The organism is Bradyrhizobium sp. OK095 (assembly GCF_900109945.1).
Taxonomy (GTDB): Bacteria; Pseudomonadota; Alphaproteobacteria; order Rhizobiales; family Xanthobacteraceae; genus Bradyrhizobium.
Window position 1 is genome coordinate 21,436 of sequence record NZ_FOBX01000004.1, and the last position, 18,156, is coordinate 39,591.

The 18,156-nt window shown below is 64.8% G+C and carries 15 protein-coding genes; 11 read left to right on the forward strand and 4 right to left on the reverse strand.

Translation table 11 applies throughout. The features are described from left to right. Positions 1-58 precede the first annotated feature (58 nt). Both BMW89_RS12125 and BMW89_RS12130 read right to left on the reverse strand, forming a co-directional pair. The gene (locus tag BMW89_RS12125; protein WP_092026426.1) at positions 59-1,285 is read right to left on the reverse strand and encodes an ABC transporter substrate-binding protein; all 1,227 of its coding nucleotides are present in this window, start codon (positions 1,283-1,285) and stop codon (positions 59-61) included. Between the two features lie 135 nt (positions 1,286-1,420). Then, a complete protein-coding gene (locus BMW89_RS12130; RefSeq protein ID WP_210187570.1) occupies positions 1,421-1,783 on the reverse strand; it encodes a DUF1304 domain-containing protein in 363 nt (120 codons plus the stop codon). 95 nt (positions 1,784-1,878) lie between these two features. Here BMW89_RS12130 and BMW89_RS12135 point away from each other — a divergent pair, with 95 nt between their 5' ends. Next, positions 1,879-2,409, forward strand: a complete 531-nt coding sequence (locus BMW89_RS12135; RefSeq protein ID WP_092026429.1) for a methylated-DNA--[protein]-cysteine S-methyltransferase — start codon at positions 1,879-1,881, stop codon at positions 2,407-2,409. A 10-nt stretch (positions 2,410-2,419) separates the two neighbouring features. Here BMW89_RS12135 and BMW89_RS12140 read toward each other — a convergent pair whose 3' ends face one another. Then, positions 2,420-5,209 (reverse strand): [protein-PII] uridylyltransferase, encoded by a 2,790-nt coding sequence (locus BMW89_RS12140; protein WP_092026432.1) that lies wholly within the window; start codon positions 5,207-5,209, stop codon positions 2,420-2,422. 188 nt (positions 5,210-5,397) lie between these two features. Here BMW89_RS12140 and BMW89_RS12145 point away from each other — a divergent pair, with 188 nt between their 5' ends. From BMW89_RS12145 to BMW89_RS12170, 6 genes are all read left to right on the forward strand, one after another. Continuing rightward, the gene (locus BMW89_RS12145; protein WP_177195998.1) at positions 5,398-6,369 is read left to right on the forward strand and encodes an aliphatic sulfonate ABC transporter substrate-binding protein; all 972 of its coding nucleotides are present in this window, start codon (positions 5,398-5,400) and stop codon (positions 6,367-6,369) included. A 153-nt stretch (positions 6,370-6,522) separates the two neighbouring features. Further along, a complete protein-coding gene (locus BMW89_RS12150; protein WP_092026439.1) occupies positions 6,523-7,368 on the forward strand; it encodes an ABC transporter permease in 846 nt (281 codons plus the stop codon). A 17-nt stretch (positions 7,369-7,385) separates the two neighbouring features. After that, positions 7,386-8,171, forward strand: coding sequence for an ABC transporter ATP-binding protein (locus BMW89_RS12155; protein ID WP_092026442.1), 786 nt, complete (start codon positions 7,386-7,388; stop codon positions 8,169-8,171). Between the two features lie 54 nt (positions 8,172-8,225). After that, complete coding sequence (locus tag BMW89_RS12160) at positions 8,226-8,735, forward strand: OsmC family protein (protein ID WP_092026446.1); 510 nt, start codon at positions 8,226-8,228, stop codon at positions 8,733-8,735. 40 nt (positions 8,736-8,775) lie between these two features. Next, a complete protein-coding gene (locus BMW89_RS12165; RefSeq protein ID WP_092026449.1) occupies positions 8,776-9,585 on the forward strand; it encodes a hypothetical protein in 810 nt (269 codons plus the stop codon). A gap of 248 nt (positions 9,586-9,833) precedes the next feature. Next, positions 9,834-11,510 carry a methyl-accepting chemotaxis protein gene (locus tag BMW89_RS12170; protein ID WP_092026452.1) on the forward strand — a complete coding sequence of 559 codons (1,677 nt, stop codon included), beginning with the start codon at positions 9,834-9,836 and terminating at the stop codon, positions 11,508-11,510. Positions 11,511-11,599: 89 nt separating this feature from the next. Here BMW89_RS12170 and mutS read toward each other — a convergent pair whose 3' ends face one another. After that, the gene (gene mutS, locus BMW89_RS12175) at positions 11,600-14,335 is read right to left on the reverse strand and encodes a DNA mismatch repair protein MutS (RefSeq protein ID WP_092026455.1); all 2,736 of its coding nucleotides are present in this window, start codon (positions 14,333-14,335) and stop codon (positions 11,600-11,602) included. A 216-nt stretch (positions 14,336-14,551) separates the two neighbouring features. Between mutS and pcaF the strand changes: the two genes are divergently transcribed. The 4 genes from pcaF (at position 14,552) to pcaG (ending at position 18,148) form a co-directional block, all read left to right on the forward strand. Next, positions 14,552-15,760, forward strand: coding sequence for a 3-oxoadipyl-CoA thiolase (pcaF, locus tag BMW89_RS12180; RefSeq protein ID WP_092026458.1), 1,209 nt, complete (start codon positions 14,552-14,554; stop codon positions 15,758-15,760). A 104-nt stretch (positions 15,761-15,864) separates the two neighbouring features. Beyond that, positions 15,865-16,758, forward strand: a complete 894-nt coding sequence (locus BMW89_RS12185) for a dioxygenase family protein (RefSeq protein ID WP_092027277.1) — start codon at positions 15,865-15,867, stop codon at positions 16,756-16,758. Between the two features lie 96 nt (positions 16,759-16,854). Then, positions 16,855-17,556 (forward strand): protocatechuate 3,4-dioxygenase subunit beta, encoded by a 702-nt coding sequence (gene pcaH, locus BMW89_RS12190; protein WP_092026461.1) that lies wholly within the window; start codon positions 16,855-16,857, stop codon positions 17,554-17,556. Beyond that, positions 17,531-18,148, forward strand: coding sequence for a protocatechuate 3,4-dioxygenase subunit alpha (gene pcaG, locus BMW89_RS12195; protein WP_092026464.1), 618 nt, complete (start codon positions 17,531-17,533; stop codon positions 18,146-18,148). The genes pcaH and pcaG overlap by 26 nt, the downstream gene beginning before the upstream one ends. The last annotated feature ends 8 nt before the right edge of the window (positions 18,149-18,156 follow it).

Here is an 18,156-nt window from a genome sequence, read left to right on the forward strand (position 1 = left end):
GTTGCCGCGGGTAGAAAAGAGGTGGGTTACGCTGACGCTAACCCACCCCACGTAGTTGCTAGCCCGACGGACCGTTGTCCTCGATGATCGGTCCGAACAGCTCCCAGCGTTCGCCGTTGAACTTCATCATCTGCATCTGCTTGTTGACGCGGTAATCGTTCGGCCCGGTGTTGATCTTGATGCCGGGCAGCGCGAAGCTCGGGGTGAAATCCCGGATGTTGGCGACCTGCTTCATCACGTTCTCGCGCGACAGGTCGTCGCCGCATTGCTTCAGCACCTGCGTCAGCAGTTCGGCCACCGAATAAGCGTAGGTGTTGACGGTGTTGAGCTTGTCGCCTTCGGGAAAATACTTGTCCATGAAGGCGAAGAACGCTTTCACGCCCGGATCGTCCTTCCACTGCGGATCGCTCGGCTCCTTGCCGTACTGGGTCGAGATGATGCCCTTGGAGATGTCGAGGCCGGCCGGCTTCAGCGTCGCCGAGATCGGGCTCGCATTGATATCGAGGATGTGCACCGGATTCCAGCCGAGCTCGGCCACCTTCTTGATGGCCTGTGCCGCGAACTTCGGCGTCGAGGCATCGTAGAAGAGATCGGCACCCATCGACTTCAGCTTGACCACCTGCGAGTCCACCGTCGGGTCGGTGACCTCGTAGGAGACTTCGCCGACGATCATGCCGGCGGCCTTGTCGCCGAGGCCGCTCTTGAGGCCCGCGAGATAGTCGCGGCCCATGTCGTCGTTCTGGTAGAGCACGCCGATCTTGGCGTTCGGATGCTCCTTTAGAATGTACTTTGCGTAGATGCGTCCCTCGGACACGTAGTTGGGATTGTAGGCGATGGTCCAGGGATAGTTCTGCGGATCATTGAAGCGCGCAGCGCCGGTCGAGGCCAGCAGCTGCGGGATCTTCTTGCCGTTGAGATATTTCTGCACGGCCGCGTTCGCCGCGGTGCCGATGATCTGGAAGGTGAACAGCACCTCGTCGCCTTCGACGAGCTTGCGCACCTGCTCGACCGTCTTCGGCGGCGAATAGGCGTCGTCATACTGAATCAGATTGATCTTGCGGCCGTTGATGCCGCCCTGATCGTTGATCATCTTGAAATAGGCGGCCTGGGTCTTGCCGATATTGGCATAGACGGAGTAGGCGCCGGAGAACGGCACGGTCTGGCCGATCTTGATCTCGGTGTCGCTTGCGCCGATGTCGTATTTCTTTTGTGCGAGGGCTTGGCTGGCGGAGAACGCGAAGGCGAGCGCCGCCGTGGCAGCTAAAAAGGCTCTGCGATTGCTCATGTTGGGATGTTCCTCCTGACGGAATTTTCCGGCCGACGGTCTTGTCCCGTTGATTGCAACGGTCGCCGTCGCTGCCGAAGATTGTGGAGGAACGTCAGCCGCCGCGCAAGGATCGCGGCGCTGCGCCGAAGCGTCTCAGGCGAGAAACAACACAACCAGCGCGATCGCCGCCGGCAGCGCCTGCACGATCAGGATGCGCGTGCTGACGGTCAAAGCGCCATAGGCGCCGGCCACGATCACGCAGAGCAGGAAGAACGCCTTGATCTGGAACGCGAAGGCCGGGTTGCCGTGGAGCAGGCCCCAGATCAGGCCGGCGGCGAGGAAGCCGTTATAGAGGCCCTGATTGGCGGCGAGCACTTTCGTGATCTCGGCCTTCTCCGGCGTATTGTGGAATGTCTTCAAGCCAAGCGGCTTGTCCCAGAGAAACATCTCCAGGATCAGGAAATAAGCGTGCAGTGCGGCGACGAGCGCCACCAATATATTGGCGATCCAGATCAAGTTGAGCTCCCCCCAAAAGCGTCAGCTTTCGGGTGGACGTTAGCACGGCCGCCATGGCAAACGCGATGGGTGTGTTTCGATGCCATGGTGCCGCAATGCCCGTGCGATCAACTAAACCGTCTGTAAGCTTCGGCCTCGATCGGCTGCCAACGCCGATCGGAACCGCGTTGCTCGTCACCGACGCTGACGGTGCGCTGCGCGCGCTCGACTGGGAAGATTACGAGCACCGCATGCGCGAGCTGTTGCGCCTGCACTATGGCGCGGTGGATCTGAGTGACCAGACTGCGCCGGCGCAGATGCGGACGGCGTTGTCGCGTTACTTCGAAGGCGATCTCGGCCAGCTCTCAGGCGTCGCATGGCGCATCGCCGGCACGCCGTTCCAGCAAAAAGTCTGGACCGCGCTTGCGAAAATCCCCGCCGGCACCACGATGAGCTACGGCGCGATGGCTGCAAAAATCGAGATGCCCAAGGCCATTCGCGCCGTCGGCCATGCCAATGGCTCCAACCCGATCAGCGTAGTGCTGCCGTGCCACCGTCTGATCGGTGCGGATGGCTCGCTGGTGAAATACGGCGGCGGGCTCGCGCGCAAGCGCTGGCTGCTGCGGCATGAGGGCGTGGAGGTTTAGATCTCTCGGCTCACGCCGCCGGCTGAACCGCCTTGTCGCCGGCCATCACATGGGTCAGCGCGCTCTTGATTGCGGACTGGCGTGTTGGCGCGTTGATCTGGGCGCCCAGGAGATCAGTGACATAGAACACGTCGCGGGCGCGCTCGCCGAACGTCGCGACATGGGCGGACGCAATGTTGAGATTGAGCTTCGAGATCGCGGTGGTCAGCTCGTAGAGCAGGCCGGGGCGGTCGAGGCCGGACATCTCGATCACGGTGTAGCGGTCGGACCATTGGTTGTTGATGGTCACCTCGGGCTCGATCACGAACGGACGCGCCTTGCTGCGCACGGTGCGCCGCGCCACCACTTCGGGCAGGCGGAGCTTGCCTTCCAGCACGTCCTCGATCATCTCGCCGATGCGCGTGGCGCGGCGGCCCTCGTCTTCGTCGCGGTCGTATTCCCGCGAGATCGAGATCGTGTCGAGCGCGCGGCCGTCGGTGGTGGTGTAGATCTGGGCGTCGACGATGTTGGCGCCGGCCGAGGCGCAGGCGCCCGCGATGATCGAGAGCAGCCAGGGATGGTCGGCCGCGAAGATCGTGAGCTCGGTGACGCCGCGCACTTCGTCGAAGCCGACATTGATCGCGAGCTTGTGGCCGGCCTGCTCGCTGGAGCGGACGAAGCGGGCGTGGCGGATTTTTCGCGGCAGCTCGACCTTGAGCCAGTAGGCCGGATAATGCCGGCCGATATAGGCATCGAGCTCGTCCGTCGGCCATTCGGCGAAGGCCATGCGGAATTCGGCGTGCGCGGCCACGAGGCGCTTGCCGCGGTCGACTTCCGAGAAGCCGCCGGTCAGCACCGGCTCGGTCTCATAATAAAGCGAGCGCAGCAGCTGCGCCTTCCAGCCGTTCCACACGCCGGGACCGACGCCGCGGATGTCGGCGGTGGTCAGGATCGTCAAAAGCTTCATCTGCTCGACCGATTGCACCACGGCGGCGAAATTCTCGATGGTCTTGCGATCGGACAGATCGCGCGACTGCGCGACCGTGGACATCGTCAGATGCTCCTCGATCAGCCAGGCCACGAGCTCGGTGTCTGCTGCACTGAAGCCGAGCCGCGGGCAGAGCCGCCGCGCCACCTTGGCGCCGGCGATCGAGTGATCCTCGGGCCGGCCTTTGGCGATATCGTGCAGCAGCGTCACGATGTAGATAACCGAACGGTGCTCGGGCCGGATCTTGCGCATCAGATCGCTGGCGAGCACGAACTCGTCGAGGCCGCCGCGCTCGATGTCCTGCAAGAAGCCGACGCAGCGGATCAGATGCTCGTCGACGGTGTAGTGATGATACATGTTGAACTGCATCATCGAGACGATCTTGCCGAAGGCGCGGATGAAATGGCCGAGCACGCCGGTCTCGTTCATCCGCCGCAGCACGATCTCGGCGTTGTCGGAGGTCAGGATCTCCATGAACAGCCGGTTGGCTTCGGGGTTCTCGCGCATACTCGCGTTGATCAGCCCGAGCGAGCGGGTCACGTCGCGCATCGCATCCGGGTGGAAGGCGAGGTTGTTCTTCTGCGCCAGCCGGAAGATGCGGATCAAATTGACCGGATCGTGCTTGAAGATGTCGGGCGCGGCGACGTTGATGCGGTTGTTGTCGACGATGAAGTCGTCGCTGTCAGGCACGCGCCGCTTCACGGGCGTGGGCCGCAGCCGGGCCATCATACGGCTCAAGACCGGCGCGGGCTTGGCCTGCTGGTCCTCGAGCTTGGCGCACAGAATGGCGGTGAGGTTGCCGACTTCCTTGGCAACCAGGAAGTAGTGCTTCATGAAGCGCTCGACGTCCTGCATCCCGGGATGCGAGGTGTAGCCAAGCCGGACCGCGATCTCGCGCTGGAGGTCGAACGACAGCCGCTCCTCCGGTCGTCCGGAATAGAAGTGCAGATTGCAGCGCACCGACCAGAGGAAGTCTGCGCAGCGGCGGAAGGTGCGGTACTCCTGCGCGTCGAACACGCCGCGCTCGACCAGCTCGTCGGTGTCGCGGACGCGGTAGACGTATTTGGCGATCCAGAACAGCGTGTGCAGGTCGCGCAGCGCGCCCTTGCCGTCCTTGACGTTGGGCTCGACCAGATAACGCGACTGGCCGCCGCGGCGGTGGCGTTCCTCGCGCTCGGCAAGCTTTGCGGTGACGAATTCGGACGCGGTGCCCTGCACCACTTCCTTGTCGAAGCGATCGACCAGCTCGTCATAGAGCGGCTGGTCGCCGGTGAGGAAGCGGGTCTCCAGGATCGCGGTGCGGATGGTCATGTCGCCGCGCGCCTGGCGGATCGATTCATCGACCGAGCGCGTGGCGTGGCCGACCTTCAGCCCCATGTCCCAGAGGCAGTAGAGGATGGCTTCGGCGACCTGCTCGCCCCAGGCGGTCTGCTTGTAGGGCAGGATGAACAACAGATCGATGTCGGATTCGGGCGCCATCAGGCCGCGGCCATAGCCACCGGTCGCGACCACCGCCATCCGCTCCGCGCCGCTCGGGATATGCGAGCGGTAGAGATGGCGCGTCGCCGCAGAATAGAGAATGCGGATGATCTCGTCCTGCACATGGCACAGCCGCTCGGCGCAGCGGCGGCCGTGGCGGTCCTTCAGCAGGATCGCCTGTGCTGCGGCGCGCGACGCGATCAGCTCGGCCTTGAGCAATTGCGCCATGGCGGTGCGGAACGCGTCCTCGCGGCCCTCATGCTTTTCGGCAAGCGCATCGACCGCGGCGGTGATCCGCGCGGTGTCGAAGCGATCGTCCACCTCTGGCTTTTGCTCAGTCGCGACGCTGTCCATGCTTCACCGGATATAAGAGGTGACAGGCGCTGTCACCCGCCATTCTCTGGCAATAGTCGTTCCATGCTGGAAAAGGCCGGCTTGGAGCAAATCTGTTCTCAGGCGGCGGCCTTTCAAGGGGCGGATTTTCTCGTTGACCTCTAGTTATAACTCATTGAAAAACAATGAAGTTTTGGAGGAGGCTGGGCATGACCAAGATAACACGACGCATTCTGTTGGCGGGAGCAGTTGCATTCGCCATGACCCCCGCGGCGAAGGCGGCGGACCCGCTCAAGGAAATCCGCATCGACTGGGCGACCTACAATCCGGTGTCGATGGTCCTGAAACAGAAGGGCCTGCTGGAGAAGGAGTTCGCCAAGGACGGTATCACCGTCACCTGGGTGCAGTCGGCGGGCTCGAACAAGGCGCTCGAATTCCTCAACGCCGGTTCGATCGATTTCGGCTCGACCGCGGGCTCGGCGGCGCTGGTCGCGCGCATCAACGGCAACCCGATCAAGTCGATCTACGTCTATTCGCGTCCCGAGTGGACCGCGCTGGTGACGGCCAAGGATTCCAAGATCGCGAGCGTGGCCGATCTCAAAGGCAAGCGCGTCGCGGTGACGCGCGGCACCGACCCGCACATCTTCCTGGTGCGCGCGCTGCTTGGCGCCGGCTTGACTGAAAAGGACATCACGCCGGTGCTGCTCCAGCATGCCGACGGCAAGACCGCGCTGATCCGCGGCGACGTCGACGCCTGGGCCGGTCTCGATCCGATGATGGCGCAGGCCGAGGTCGAGGAGGGCGCAAAGCTGTTCTACCGCAAGGCCGACGCCAACACCTGGGGCATCCTCAATGTGCGCGAGCAGTTCTTGAAGGATTATCCGGACGCCGCCCGCCGCGTGCTCGCGGTGTACGAGGACGCGCGCAAATATTCGCTGGCGAATTACGATGATCTCAAGAAGACCTTCATCGCGGTGACCAAGCTGCCTGAGGCTGTCGTCGACAAGCAGCTTAGAGAGCGCACCGAGCTCACCCATAGCCGCATCGGCGCGCCCCAGCGCGAGTCGATCCTCGCCGCGGGCCTCGCGCTGCAACAGGCCGGCGTCGTCGATGCCAAGGTCGATGTGAAGGCGACGCTGGATGCCCTGATCGACGACCAGGTCCCGCTGCCGACGAATTGATCTCAGACTTGTAGCCCGGATGGAGCGCAGCGAAATCCGGGACTGCTCGAACGATGGCGAGGTCCCCGGATTGCGCTGCGCTCCATCCGGGCTACGCGGAAGAGACCGCCGCACGCCCTTGCATTCCCCGATCAGACGCGCTTCCTACCGGCCATGATCTCCGACGCGCCAGTCCTGCAACAGACCTCGGAACCAGCGGACAGCACCGCTGCGCCGTCGCGACTGTCGCGCTATGCGCGGCCTCTGCTGGGCGTGCTGTTGCCGCTGATCCTCGCGCTCGGCTGGGAGATCGTGGTCTGGTCCGGCTGGTCCAACGGCCGGCTGGTGCCGCCGCCCTCGCGCGTCTTTGCCACCATCGCCGACCTCGCCCGCTCCGGCGAATTGGTCCGCCACATCGCCGCGACGCTGTGGCGTGTCGGCCTCGGCTTCGCCTTCGGCGTGGTCGCGGGCACGCTGTTAGGCGCCATCTCCGGCTATTGGTCGCTGGCGCGGCGGCTGCTCGATCCGACCGTGCAGGCGCTACGCGCGATCCCGTCGCTGGCCTGGGTGCCGCTGTTCATCCTCTGGCTCGGCATCTTCGAGACCTCGAAGATCGTGCTGATCGCCGTCGGCGTATTCTTCCCGGTCTATCTCGGCGTGATGGGTGCGATCCTCATCGTCGATCGCAAGATTGTCGAGGTCGGCCGCACCTTCCGTCTCTCCGGCCCGGCGATGATCCGCCGCATCCTGCTGCCTGCGGTGCTGCCGGCCTATGTCGTGTCCTTGCGTGTCGGCCTCGGCCTCGGCTGGATGTTCGTCGTCGCGGCCGAGCTGATCGGTGCTTCCGAAGGCCTCGGCTATCTCCTGCTCGACGGCCAGCAGCTCGGCAAGCCCGCGCAGATCCTGGCCGCGATCGTGATCTTCGCCATCCTCGGCAAGCTCACCGATTGGCTGATCGAGGTCGGCGCCGCGCCGTTCCTGCGCTGGCAGGACGCCTTCGGGCGCGCCAAAGAAACTTGACAAGGGAGCGTAACGCGATGCTGGCGCTCGACCGGGTCAGCAAGACCTATCCCAACGGCGTACAGGCGCTGGCGCGGTTCTCCGCCGAGATCAGGCAAGGCGAGATTCTTGCCATCATCGGTGGCTCCGGCTGCGGCAAATCAACATTGCTGCGCGCCATCGCCGGCCTCGATCGCGCCAGCTCCGGCACGGTGACGCTCGATGACGAGGCGATCGCCGCGCCGCATGCCAAGATCGGGATCATCTTCCAGGAGCCGCGACTGCTGCCCTGGCTCAGCGTCGCCGATAACATTGGTTTCGGCCTCGCCGATCTGCCCGCAGCCGAGCGGCGCGCGAAGGTCGCGCGGGCGCTCGAACGCGTCGGTCTTGCCGACAAGGCGCAGGCCTGGCCGCGCGAGCTCTCGGGCGGGCAGGCGCAGCGCGTCGCGATTGCGCGGGCGCTGGTGCCGCAGCCCGAAGTGCTGCTGCTCGACGAGCCGTTCTCGGCACTCGATGCCTTCACCCGCCGCGACCTCCAGGATCATCTGCTCGACCTCTGGGCTGATACGCGGCCGACCTTGATCCTCGTCACACATGACGTCGACGAGGCCGTGGTGCTGGCCGATCGCGTGCTGGTGATGCGGCCGCGGCCGGGCCGGCTGTTCGACCAGATCGAGATCAATCTGGGCCGGCCGCGCGACCGCAATTCGCCGTTGTTCGAGAATTTCAAGCGAAGTGTGCTGACGTCACTCGACCGTTCGCTCGACCGCAATGTGCCCGACCGTGACGCAACCCAGGGTCCCGGTCAGGCCATGTGGTGGTGACATTCTCTCTCTGAGCCGGTACATCGAGGAGCGATTTTTCCGGGAGAGAACAAGATGGACGCCGCAGAACTGCGCCAGATGCAGGCCCCGATCAAGGAACGTTACAAGACCGATCCCAAGACCGCGATGATCACGCTGAAGGCCAAGGGCTCGACCGACAGCGAAGGCATCGCCTGCAAGGTCGAGACCGGCCGCGCCATCGCGATGGCGGGCCTGCATCCGGCCACCGGCGGCTCCGGCCTCGAGCTCTGCTCCGGCGACATGCTGCTGGAAGCGCTGGTCGCCTGCGCCGGCGTCACGCTGAAATCGGTTGCAACCGCGGTCGAGATTCCGTTGAAGACCGGCAACATCTATGCCGAGGGCGATCTCGATTTCCGCGGCACGCTCGGCGTCGACAAGGAAACCCCGGTCGGCTTCGCCGAAATTCGCCTGCGCTTCGAGGTCGACACCGATGCGCCGCAGGACAAGCTCGATCTGTTGCTGAAGCTCACCGAGCGTTATTGCGTGGTCTACCAGACCATCAAGAACGGCCCGAAGGTTTCGGTGTCGATGCAGCGGATGTGATGCTCTGACCCTCCCCTCCAGGGGAGGGTAAGAAGAAAAAATGTCCCCCGATCTCCACTTCGTCCTCTTCCTTCTCTTGCGCATGGCGATAGCGGCGGCGTTCGTCGTGACGGCGTCTGTTATCACCGAGCGGTCGGGCCCCGTGATCGGCGCGCTGATCGCGACCCTGCCGGTCTCGGCCGGTCCCTCCTACGTATTCCTCGCGATCGACCACGACGCCGCCTTCATCGCGCAGGGCGCGCTGGCGAGCCTGCCGATCAATGCGGCGACGATTTCCATGTGTCTCACCTATGTCGTGCTGGCGCAGCGGCGCGGCATGCTGGTGAGTTGCGCAAGCGCGTTCGCGGTCTGGATCATACTGGCCTCGATCATCCGCCGGTTCGACTGGTCGCTCACCGCCGGGCTCGCCGCCAATCTGATCGCGTTCGGCATCTGCATTCCGCTGCTCGCGGGCTATCGTCACGTCAAGATGCCGCTGGTGGCGCGCCGCTGGTATGACGTCCCGATGCGGGCCGTGCTGGTCGCAACCCTCGTCGCCATCGTAGTCTCGACCTCCAGCTGGGTCGGCCCTCGCATCAGCGGCATCATCGCGATCTTTCCGGTCGTGTTCTCCAGCATCATGGTGATCCTGCATCCGCGCATCGGCGGTCCACCGACAGCCGCCGTGCTCGCCAACTCCGCCTGGGGCCTGCTCGGATTCGGCATGGCGATTGCCGTTATGCACGTCGCGGTGGAGCAGTTCGGTTCCGCGATCGGTTTGAGTCTCGCGCTCGCGACCTGCGTGACATGGAACCTGACGCTCTGGGGGATCGGGCGGCGTGCGGTGCACAAGGCGCGGCAGACGCCGTGAGACTACGGAAACTTGTCGCCGCCGGATTTCGACATGTTCGTTAGAACTTTATTCGAGCTTTCCCCTTACGAATTATATTGCGTGCCCGTCTCGGCTCCATTCGTGCGTCATGATGGCGAATTTGGCGATTTGATCGCCCCGGACCCGCGGGATTGTGGATTGGAATACGGCGACTCCGCCGCACGGTTGCACTCCCTGGTTTAGATGGGCGTGTTCCATCGGCGTTATTTCGAGATGGAGATTCCTTGATGTTTGGTCGTAAGTCCCGCGGTGATGCGGAAGCACAGCTCGCTGCCATCGGCCGCTCGCAGGCGATGATCGAATTCAAACTTGATGGGACGATCATCACGGCTAACAAGAATTTTCTCGATGCCCTCGGCTATCGGCTTGACGAAATCCAGGGCAAGCATCACTCGATGTTCGTGCCGGCCGACCAGCGCGACAACGCTGAGTACGAGGCGTTCTGGGCCGCACTGAACCGTGGCGAGTATCAGGCGCGCGAGTTCAAGCGGATCGCGAAGGGCGGCCGCGAGGTCTGGATCGAAGCATCCTACAATCCGGTACTCGACGGCGATGGCAAGGCGGTGATGGTCGCCAAGATTGCCACCGACATCACTGAGAAGAAGATCCGGGGCCTGACGGACGCCTCGAAGATCGCCGCCAACAGCCGAGCCCAGGCCGTGATCGAGTTCAAGCTTGACGGCACCATCGTCACCGCCAACGAGAATTTCTGCAAGGCGCTCGGCTATTCGCTCGCCGAGATCCAAGGCAAGCATCACAGTCTGTTCGTCGCCGAGGCTGACCGCAACAGCACGGCCTATCGTGAATTCTGGGCTGCGCTCAACCGGGGCGACTACCAGGCCGGCGAGTTCAAGCGGATCGGCAAGGGCGGCCGCGAGGTCTGGATCCTCGCCTCCTACAATCCGCTGCTCGACGAGAACGGCAAACCGTTCGGCGTCGTCAAATACGCAACCGACGTCACCGCGGAGAAGCTGAAGAACGCCGATCTCGCCGGTCAGATGTCGGCGATCGACAAGGCGCAGGCCGTGATCGAGTTCAACATGGACGGCACGATCATCACTGCCAATCCCAATTTCCTCGCCACGCTCGGCTATTCGCTGGCCGAGATCCAGGGCAAGCATCACAGCATGTTCGTCGATCCGTCGGAGCGCGACAGCCCCGCCTATCGCGAGTTCTGGGCTGCGCTTGGCCGCGGTCAGTACCAGGCGGCCGAATACAAGCGCATCGGCAAGGGTGGCCGGGAGGTCTACATCCAGGCGTCCTACAACCCGATCCTCGATCTCAACGGCAAGCCGTTCAAGGTCGTGAAATACGCCACCGACACCACGCGGCAGGTGCTGGTCCGCATGGGCAATGAGCGCGTCCGCGCCATGATGGAATCGGTTGCGGCAGGCTCGGAGGAGCTGAACGCCTCGGTGCGGGAGATCTCCGCGGCGATGACGAAGTCGCGGGAGACCGCGATGAGCGCGGTGGATCAGGTCGCTTCTGCGGACGCCAAGGCGCAGCGCCTCACCGAGGCCGCGCAGTCGATGAGCGGTATCGTCGAGATGATCAACAGCATCACTGGCCAGATCAACCTGCTGGCGCTGAACGCCACGATCGAATCCGCCCGCGCCGGCGAAGCCGGCCGTGGCTTTGCCGTGGTTGCGTCCGAAGTGAAGAGCCTCGCCAACCAGGCCAAGCAGGCAACCGACAAGATCGGCCAGGAGATCGGCAGCCTCAACGGCATCTCAGGCGATGTCGTCAGCGCGCTCGCCTCGATCAAGCAGGCGATCAACAATGTCAGCGAATACGTGACATCCACGGCCGCCGCCGTCGAGGAGCAGAGCACGGTCACGAACGAGATGTCGACCAGCATGCAGCGTGCCGCCGCGGAAGCGACCGCGATCGCGGCTAGGGCGTAGATCTCCATCTGTAGCCCGCATGAGCGTAGCGATATGCGGGACACGCGATCCCGGATGTCGCTTCGCTCATCCGGGCTACGGCACTGTCTCTACTTCGGTAGCTTGGCCCTCAGCGCATACAACGCATCGAGCGCCTCGCGGGGCGACATTTCGTCCGGGTGCAGCGCCTTCACGGCATCCATCAGCAGCTCGGCTTCGCTCGGCGGCGCGGCTTCGGCGGCGGCGCGCGAGGGCACGGCGAATAGCGGCAGATCGTCGGCCAGCGCACGGGCGGTCTGACCGCGGTCCTGGGCCTCAAGCTTTGCCAGCACCGATTTGGCGCGATTGATCACGGCCGGCGGCAGGCCTGCGAGCTTCGCCACCTGGATGCCGTAGGAGCGGTCGGCGGAGCCGGGCAGCACCTCGTGCAGGAACACGACATTGCCCTGCCATTCCTTCACCCGCACCGTGGCGTTGAACATGCGCGGCAGTTTTGCCGAGAGCGCGGTCAGCTCGTGATAATGCGTCGCGAACAGCGTGCGGCAGCGGTTGCTTTCGTGCAGATGCTCGATCGCGGCCCAGGCGATCGAGAGGCCGTCGAAGGTCGCGGTGCCGCGGCCGATCTCGTCGAGGATCACCAGCGCGCGCTCGCCGGCCTGGTTGAGGATCGCGGCGGTCTCGACCATCTCCACCATGAAGGTGGAGCGGCCGCGGGCCAGATCGTCCGCGGCGCCGACGCGCGAGAACAGCCGGTCGATGATGCCGATCCGCGCGCGCGTGGCCGGCACGAAACTGCCGATCTGGGCGAGCAGCGCAATCAACGCGTTCTGACGCAGGAAGGTCGACTTGCCGGCCATGTTCGGACCGGTGAGCAGCCAGAGCTGGCCGGACTTTTGCGCCGGCCCCGGCGACAGGTCGCAAGCATTGGCGATGAACGGCTCGCCGTTGCGCTTGAGCGCCTGCTCCACCACGGGATGGCGGCCAGCCTCGATGGCGAAGCCGAGGGAGTCATCCACGTCCGGCCGCACATAATTATCGTCGATTGCGAGCTTGGCCAGCGAGGTCGCGACGTCGAGCAGCGCAAAGGCATGAGCGGCGGCGCGCAGATCGTCGCTGATATCAAGTGCCTTCGCCGAAAGCCGCTCGAAAATTTCGAGCTCGAGCCCGAGCGCGCGGTCGCCGGCATTGGCGATCTTGGCTTCGATCTCGCCCAATTCCGAGGTGGTGAAGCGGACTTGTCCTGCCAGCGTCTGGCGATGGATGAAGGTCGCATTCAGCGGCGCCGACATCAGCTTGTCGCCGTGCTGCGCAGTGACCTCGACGAAATAGCCGAGCACGTTGTTGTGCCGGATCTTGAGACCCTTGACGGAGGTCGTGTCGGCGTAGCGCGCCTGCATCGAGGCGACGACGAGGCGGGAAGCATCGCGCAAGCTTCGCGTTTCGTCGAGAGCGGGCTCATAGCCCTGACGAACGAAGCCGCCATCGCGCTTGATCAGCGGCAATTGCTCGTCGAGCGCAACGGCAAATTCGGTCGCGAGCTCGCGCGACGGGCGCTGCAGGGCCGCCATCACCGCCCCGATCTCCTGCGGCGGCTGGTCGAGCTCGCCGAGGCGCGCCAGCACCTGGTCGGCGGCGATGATGCCGTCGCGCAGGCCTGCGAGGTCGCGCGGGCCGCCGCGGCCGACCGAGAGACGGGCCAGCGCGCGTGACATGTCGGGCGCGCCGCGCAGGATGCTGCGGATGTCTTCGCGTGCAGCCGAGTCGGCAACGAAGGCGCTGACGGCATCGAGCCGCCGCGCGATTGCCGCTGCGTCGGTGAGCGGCGCCGCCAGCCGCTGCGCCAGCAGGCGCGAGCCGGCCGAGGTCACGGTGCAGTCGATGGCATCGAGCAGCGAGCCGCGGCGTTCGCCCGCGAGCGTGCGCGTCAGTTCGAGATTGGCGCGCGTGGCCGGATCGATCGCCATGGTCGCGCCGGAGGCTTCGCGTGCCGGCGGCGACAGCGGCGGGTGCTTGCCGACCTGGGTGCGATCGACATAGGTGACAGCGGCGGCAGCAGCCGTGGCTTCCAGCCGCGTGAGCTGAGCCAGCCCGTCCATGGTTGCGACCGCAAAATAATCGCACAGGCGCTTCTCGGCGGTGGCGCCGTCGAAGACGTCGCGGGTCAGCGGCGTCACCGCCGGCAATTCGCGCAAGGTCTGTCCGAGTTCGCTGTCATTGTAGAGCGCGTCGGCGACGATCGCCTCGGTCGGGTTGATGCGCGCCAGCGTGGCGGCAAGCTCGCCGCTGGAGCATTCCAGCACGGTGAATTCGGCGGTCGAGATGTCGATCCAGGCAAGGCCAAAGCGGTCGCCGCCGCCGGAGGCGCGGGCGCGCGCGATCGCCAGCAGATAATTGTTGGCGCGCGCATCGAGCAGCGTGTCCTCGGTCAGCGTGCCCGGCGTCACCAGCCGCACCACGCCGCGGCGGACCACGCTCTTGTTGCCGCGGGCTTTCGCGGCGGCCGGATCCTCGGTCTGCTCGCACACCGCGACCCGGTGGCCGGCGATGATCAGCCGATGCAGATAATCCTCGGAACGCTCGACCGGCACGCCGCACATCGGGATATCGGCGCCCTGATGCTTGCCGCGCTTGGTCAGGACGATGCCGAGCGTTTTCGAGGCGATCTCGGCGTCCTCGAAGAACAGCTCGTAGAAATCGCCCATCCGGTAGAACAGCAGCAGGCCCTGATGCGCCGCCTTGATCTCGAGGTACTGTTCCATCATCGGGGTGACGCGCGCGGCGGCTTCTGCCTGCGGCGCGGGCGCTTCGTCGGGGGGCGGTATGGGTATCGGCTGTTGCATTGTCATGAGCGGCGCAACCTACAAAATTTCACCCCCTGCTCCTATCGCTTTGGCCGGGGCGGGGAGGTTTTCCACGTTGTCCGCACCGCGGCATGCGCCAGCGGCGTGCGCGCCCCTCGGAACATGCAAGAAACCGTCAATTGACCTGCCGCGGGCGCCCTCCTAAAACTCCGCCGACATTGAAGAATTTTCGCCGAACCGCGGCATTCAGGGAGAACAACGATGCGTGACGTCTTTATCTGCGATGCCGTGCGGACCCCGATCGGTCGTTTCGGCGGCTCGCTCGCCAAGGTGCGCGCCGACGATCTGGCCGCCGCGCCGATCAAGGCGCTGATGGCAAAACACCCCAATCTCGACTGGGCGCAGGTGGACGAAGTCTTCTTCGGCTGCGCCAACCAGGCCGGCGAGGACAACCGCAACGTCGCGCGCATGGCGCTGCTGCTGGCCGGCCTCCCGGACTCGGTTCCCGGCCACACCCTCAATCGCCTCTGCGCCTCCGGCCTCGATGCGGTCGGTGCGGCCGGCCGCGCCATCCGCTCCGGCGAGATCGAGCTGGCGATTGCCGGCGGCGTCGAATCCATGACCCGTGCGCCCTTCGTGATGGGCAAGGCGCAGGAAGCTTTCTCGCGCTCGGCTGAAATCTTCGACACCACGATCGGCTGGCGCTTCATCAATCCGCTGCTGAAGGCCCAGTACGGCGTCGACGCGATGCCGGAGACCGGCGAGAACGTTGCCGAGGAATTCCAGGTCTCGCGTGCCGACCAGGACGCCTTCGCCATCCGCTCGCAGCAGCGCGCGGGCGCGGCAATCGCCGCCGGTTATTTCGCGGAAGAAATCATCGCGATCACCATTCCCGGCGGAAAGGCCGGTCCCATCACGATCGACAAGGACGAGCACCCGCGCCCCGAGACCACGCTGGAAGCGCTCGCCAAACTGAAGCCGATCGTGCGCAATCCCGGCACGGTCACCGCCGGCAACGCTTCCGGCGTCAATGACGGCGCTGCCGCGATGATCCTGGCGTCCGAAGCCGCCGTGAAGAAGCATGGTCTGACGCCGCGCGCGCGCATCCTCGGCCTCGCCTCGGCCGGCGTGCCGCCGCGCATCATGGGCATTGGACCGGTGCCCGCAACCCGCAAGCTGATGGAGCGGCTCGGCAAGAAGATCAGCGATTTCGACCTGATCGAGCTCAATGAAGCCTTCGCCTCGCAGGGCATCGCCTGCATGCGCCAGCTCGGCGTCGCCGATGATGCCGATTTCGTCAATCCGCATGGCGGCGCCATCGCACTCGGCCATCCCCTCGGCATGAGCGGCGCGCGCCTCGCGCTCACCGCCGTGCACGGCATGGAGAAGCGCGGCGGCAAGCTGGCGCTGGCCACCATGTGCGTCGGCGTCGGCCAGGGCGTCGCGGTTGCGATCGAGAAGCTGAACTGACGGTCTATTCTCTCCCTCTCCCCGTTCTTACGGGGAGAGGGAGAGGAGTCCGGGGCCGCTCCTTCCATGCGCGCCCGGAACGACCGGGTGGTTGGGAGGTGGCCATGATCATCGAACGCGAGCAGGACGTCACGGCCGCCGCACTGGCGGTGATGGAGCGGACGTCCGATCCGCGGATGCGGCAGATCATGATCTCGCTGGTCAAGCATCTGCATGGCTTCGTCCGCGATGTCAGGCTGACCGAGAAGGAGTTTCGCGACGCGACCGCTGTCATCGCCGAGCTCGGGAAGCTGACGACCGACACGCATAACGAAGTCGTGCTGATGGCCGGCTCGCTCGGCGTCTCGCCACTGGTGTGCCTCCTGAACAATGGCGACCAGGGCAATACCGAAACTGACCAGTCGCTGCTCGGTCCATTCTGGCGGCTGAACTCGCCGCGGGTCGAGAATGGCGGATCGATCGTGCGCTCGGAGACGCCCGGCGCACCGCTGTTCGTCAGCGGCCACGTCGTCGACAAGGACGGTCGTCCCGTCACGGGCGCCGAGGTCGATGTCTGGCACGCCTCGCCGGTCGGGCTCTACGAGAACCAGGACCCCGAGCAGGCCGACATGAACCTGCGCGGCAAGTTCACGACCGATTCAGATGGGCGCTTTGCCTTCCGCTCGGTGATGATGATTGGCTATCCCATTCCGACCGATGGTGTGGTCGGCCGCCTGCTGGAGGCGCAGAGCCGACATCCCTATCGTCCCGCGCATCTGCATGCCCTGATCTTCAAGCCCGGCTTCAAGGTGCTGATCTCGCAGGTCTACGATCCCAACGACCCCCATATCGACAGCGACGTGCAGTTCGGCGTGACGCAGGCGCTGATCGGCAAGTTCCAGCGCCACGATGCGCCGCATCCGACCGCACGCGACGTCGCGACGCCCTGGTATTCGCTCGACCACACCTACCGGCTCGAGGCCGGCGAGGCCGTGCTGCCGCGCCCGCCAATCAAATAGAGCGCTCCTGCCGGGCTTCCCTAGATTAGTTATATTGTATAATGATCGGGGAAGCGTTGACCGGCCGGACCAACATGGCCGGGGAGGAGTTTGCCCATGACATTCATCTATCCCACGGACAGCAACAAGGCGCATCCGCTGCCGCTGTCGCCCGAGTACAAGAGCTCGATCAAGCGTGCGCCGAACAAGCCCTTGATCCCGATGCGCCACACGCTGTCGGAATTGACCGGCCCGGTCTACGGCCACGAGACCGTGCGCGACGGCGACAGCGATCTCACCACCCAGCATACCGGCGAGCCAATCGGCGAGCGCATCATCGTGCACGGGCATGTGCGCGACGAGGACGGAAGCGGCGTGCCGAACTCGCTGGTCGAGATCTGGCAAGCCAATGCTTGCGGCCGCTATGTCCATGTCCGCGACCAGCATCCGGCGCCGCTCGATCCGAATTTCACCGGCGCGGGCCGTACCGTGAGCGATGCCGCCGGCTACTACCGCTTTGTGACGATCAAGCCCGGCGCTTACCCCTGGGGCAATCACCACAATGCCTGGCGGCCCGCGCACATCCATCTCTCGGTGTTCGGCCATTCCTTCGTCACCCGGCTGGTGACGCAGATGTACTTCCCGGCCGACCCGCTGTTCCCGTTCGACCCGATCTTCAACTCGGTGCCGGACGAGAAGGCGCGGGCGCGGATGGTGTCGTCGTTCGACCTGGAGAATACCAAGCCCGAATGGGCGCTGTGCTACCGCTTCGACATCGTGCTGCGCGGCAAGAATGCCACTCCCATGGAGACCAAGTAACGTGCAGGATAATGGGATCACACCATCGCAAACGGTCGGCCCGTTCTTCAAATATGGCATGACGCCAACAGGCGAATATGCCTGGAACGACGCCTTCACCAACTCGACGCTGACGCCCGACGTCACCGGCGACCGCGTCCGCATCGAGGGCTGCGTCTTTGACGGCGACGGTGCCACCGTGCCTGACGCCATGCTGGAGATTTGGCAGGCCGATGCACAAGGCCGCTTCGCCGATCCGCAGGACAAGCGCGCGCTGCCGAACGCCAGCTTCCGCGGCTTCGCCCGCTGCGGCACCGACAAGGACGGCAATTATTCCTTCGACACCATCAAGCCGGGCGTGGTGCCTGATCCCGATGGCAAGCCGCAGGCACCGCACGTTGTTCTGGCGGTGTTCGCGCGCGGCATGCTGCGGCATCTCTATACCCGGATCTATTTCAGCGACGAGGCCGGCAACGCCGCCGACCCGGTGCTGGCGCTGGTCCCCGCCGACCGCCGCGCCACGCTGATTGCGGTGCGCGAGGCGGGTAAAGCCGTCTATCGCCTCGACCTGCGTTTGCAGGGCGACGGCGAGACGGTGTTCTTCGACGTCTGAAGCGACGA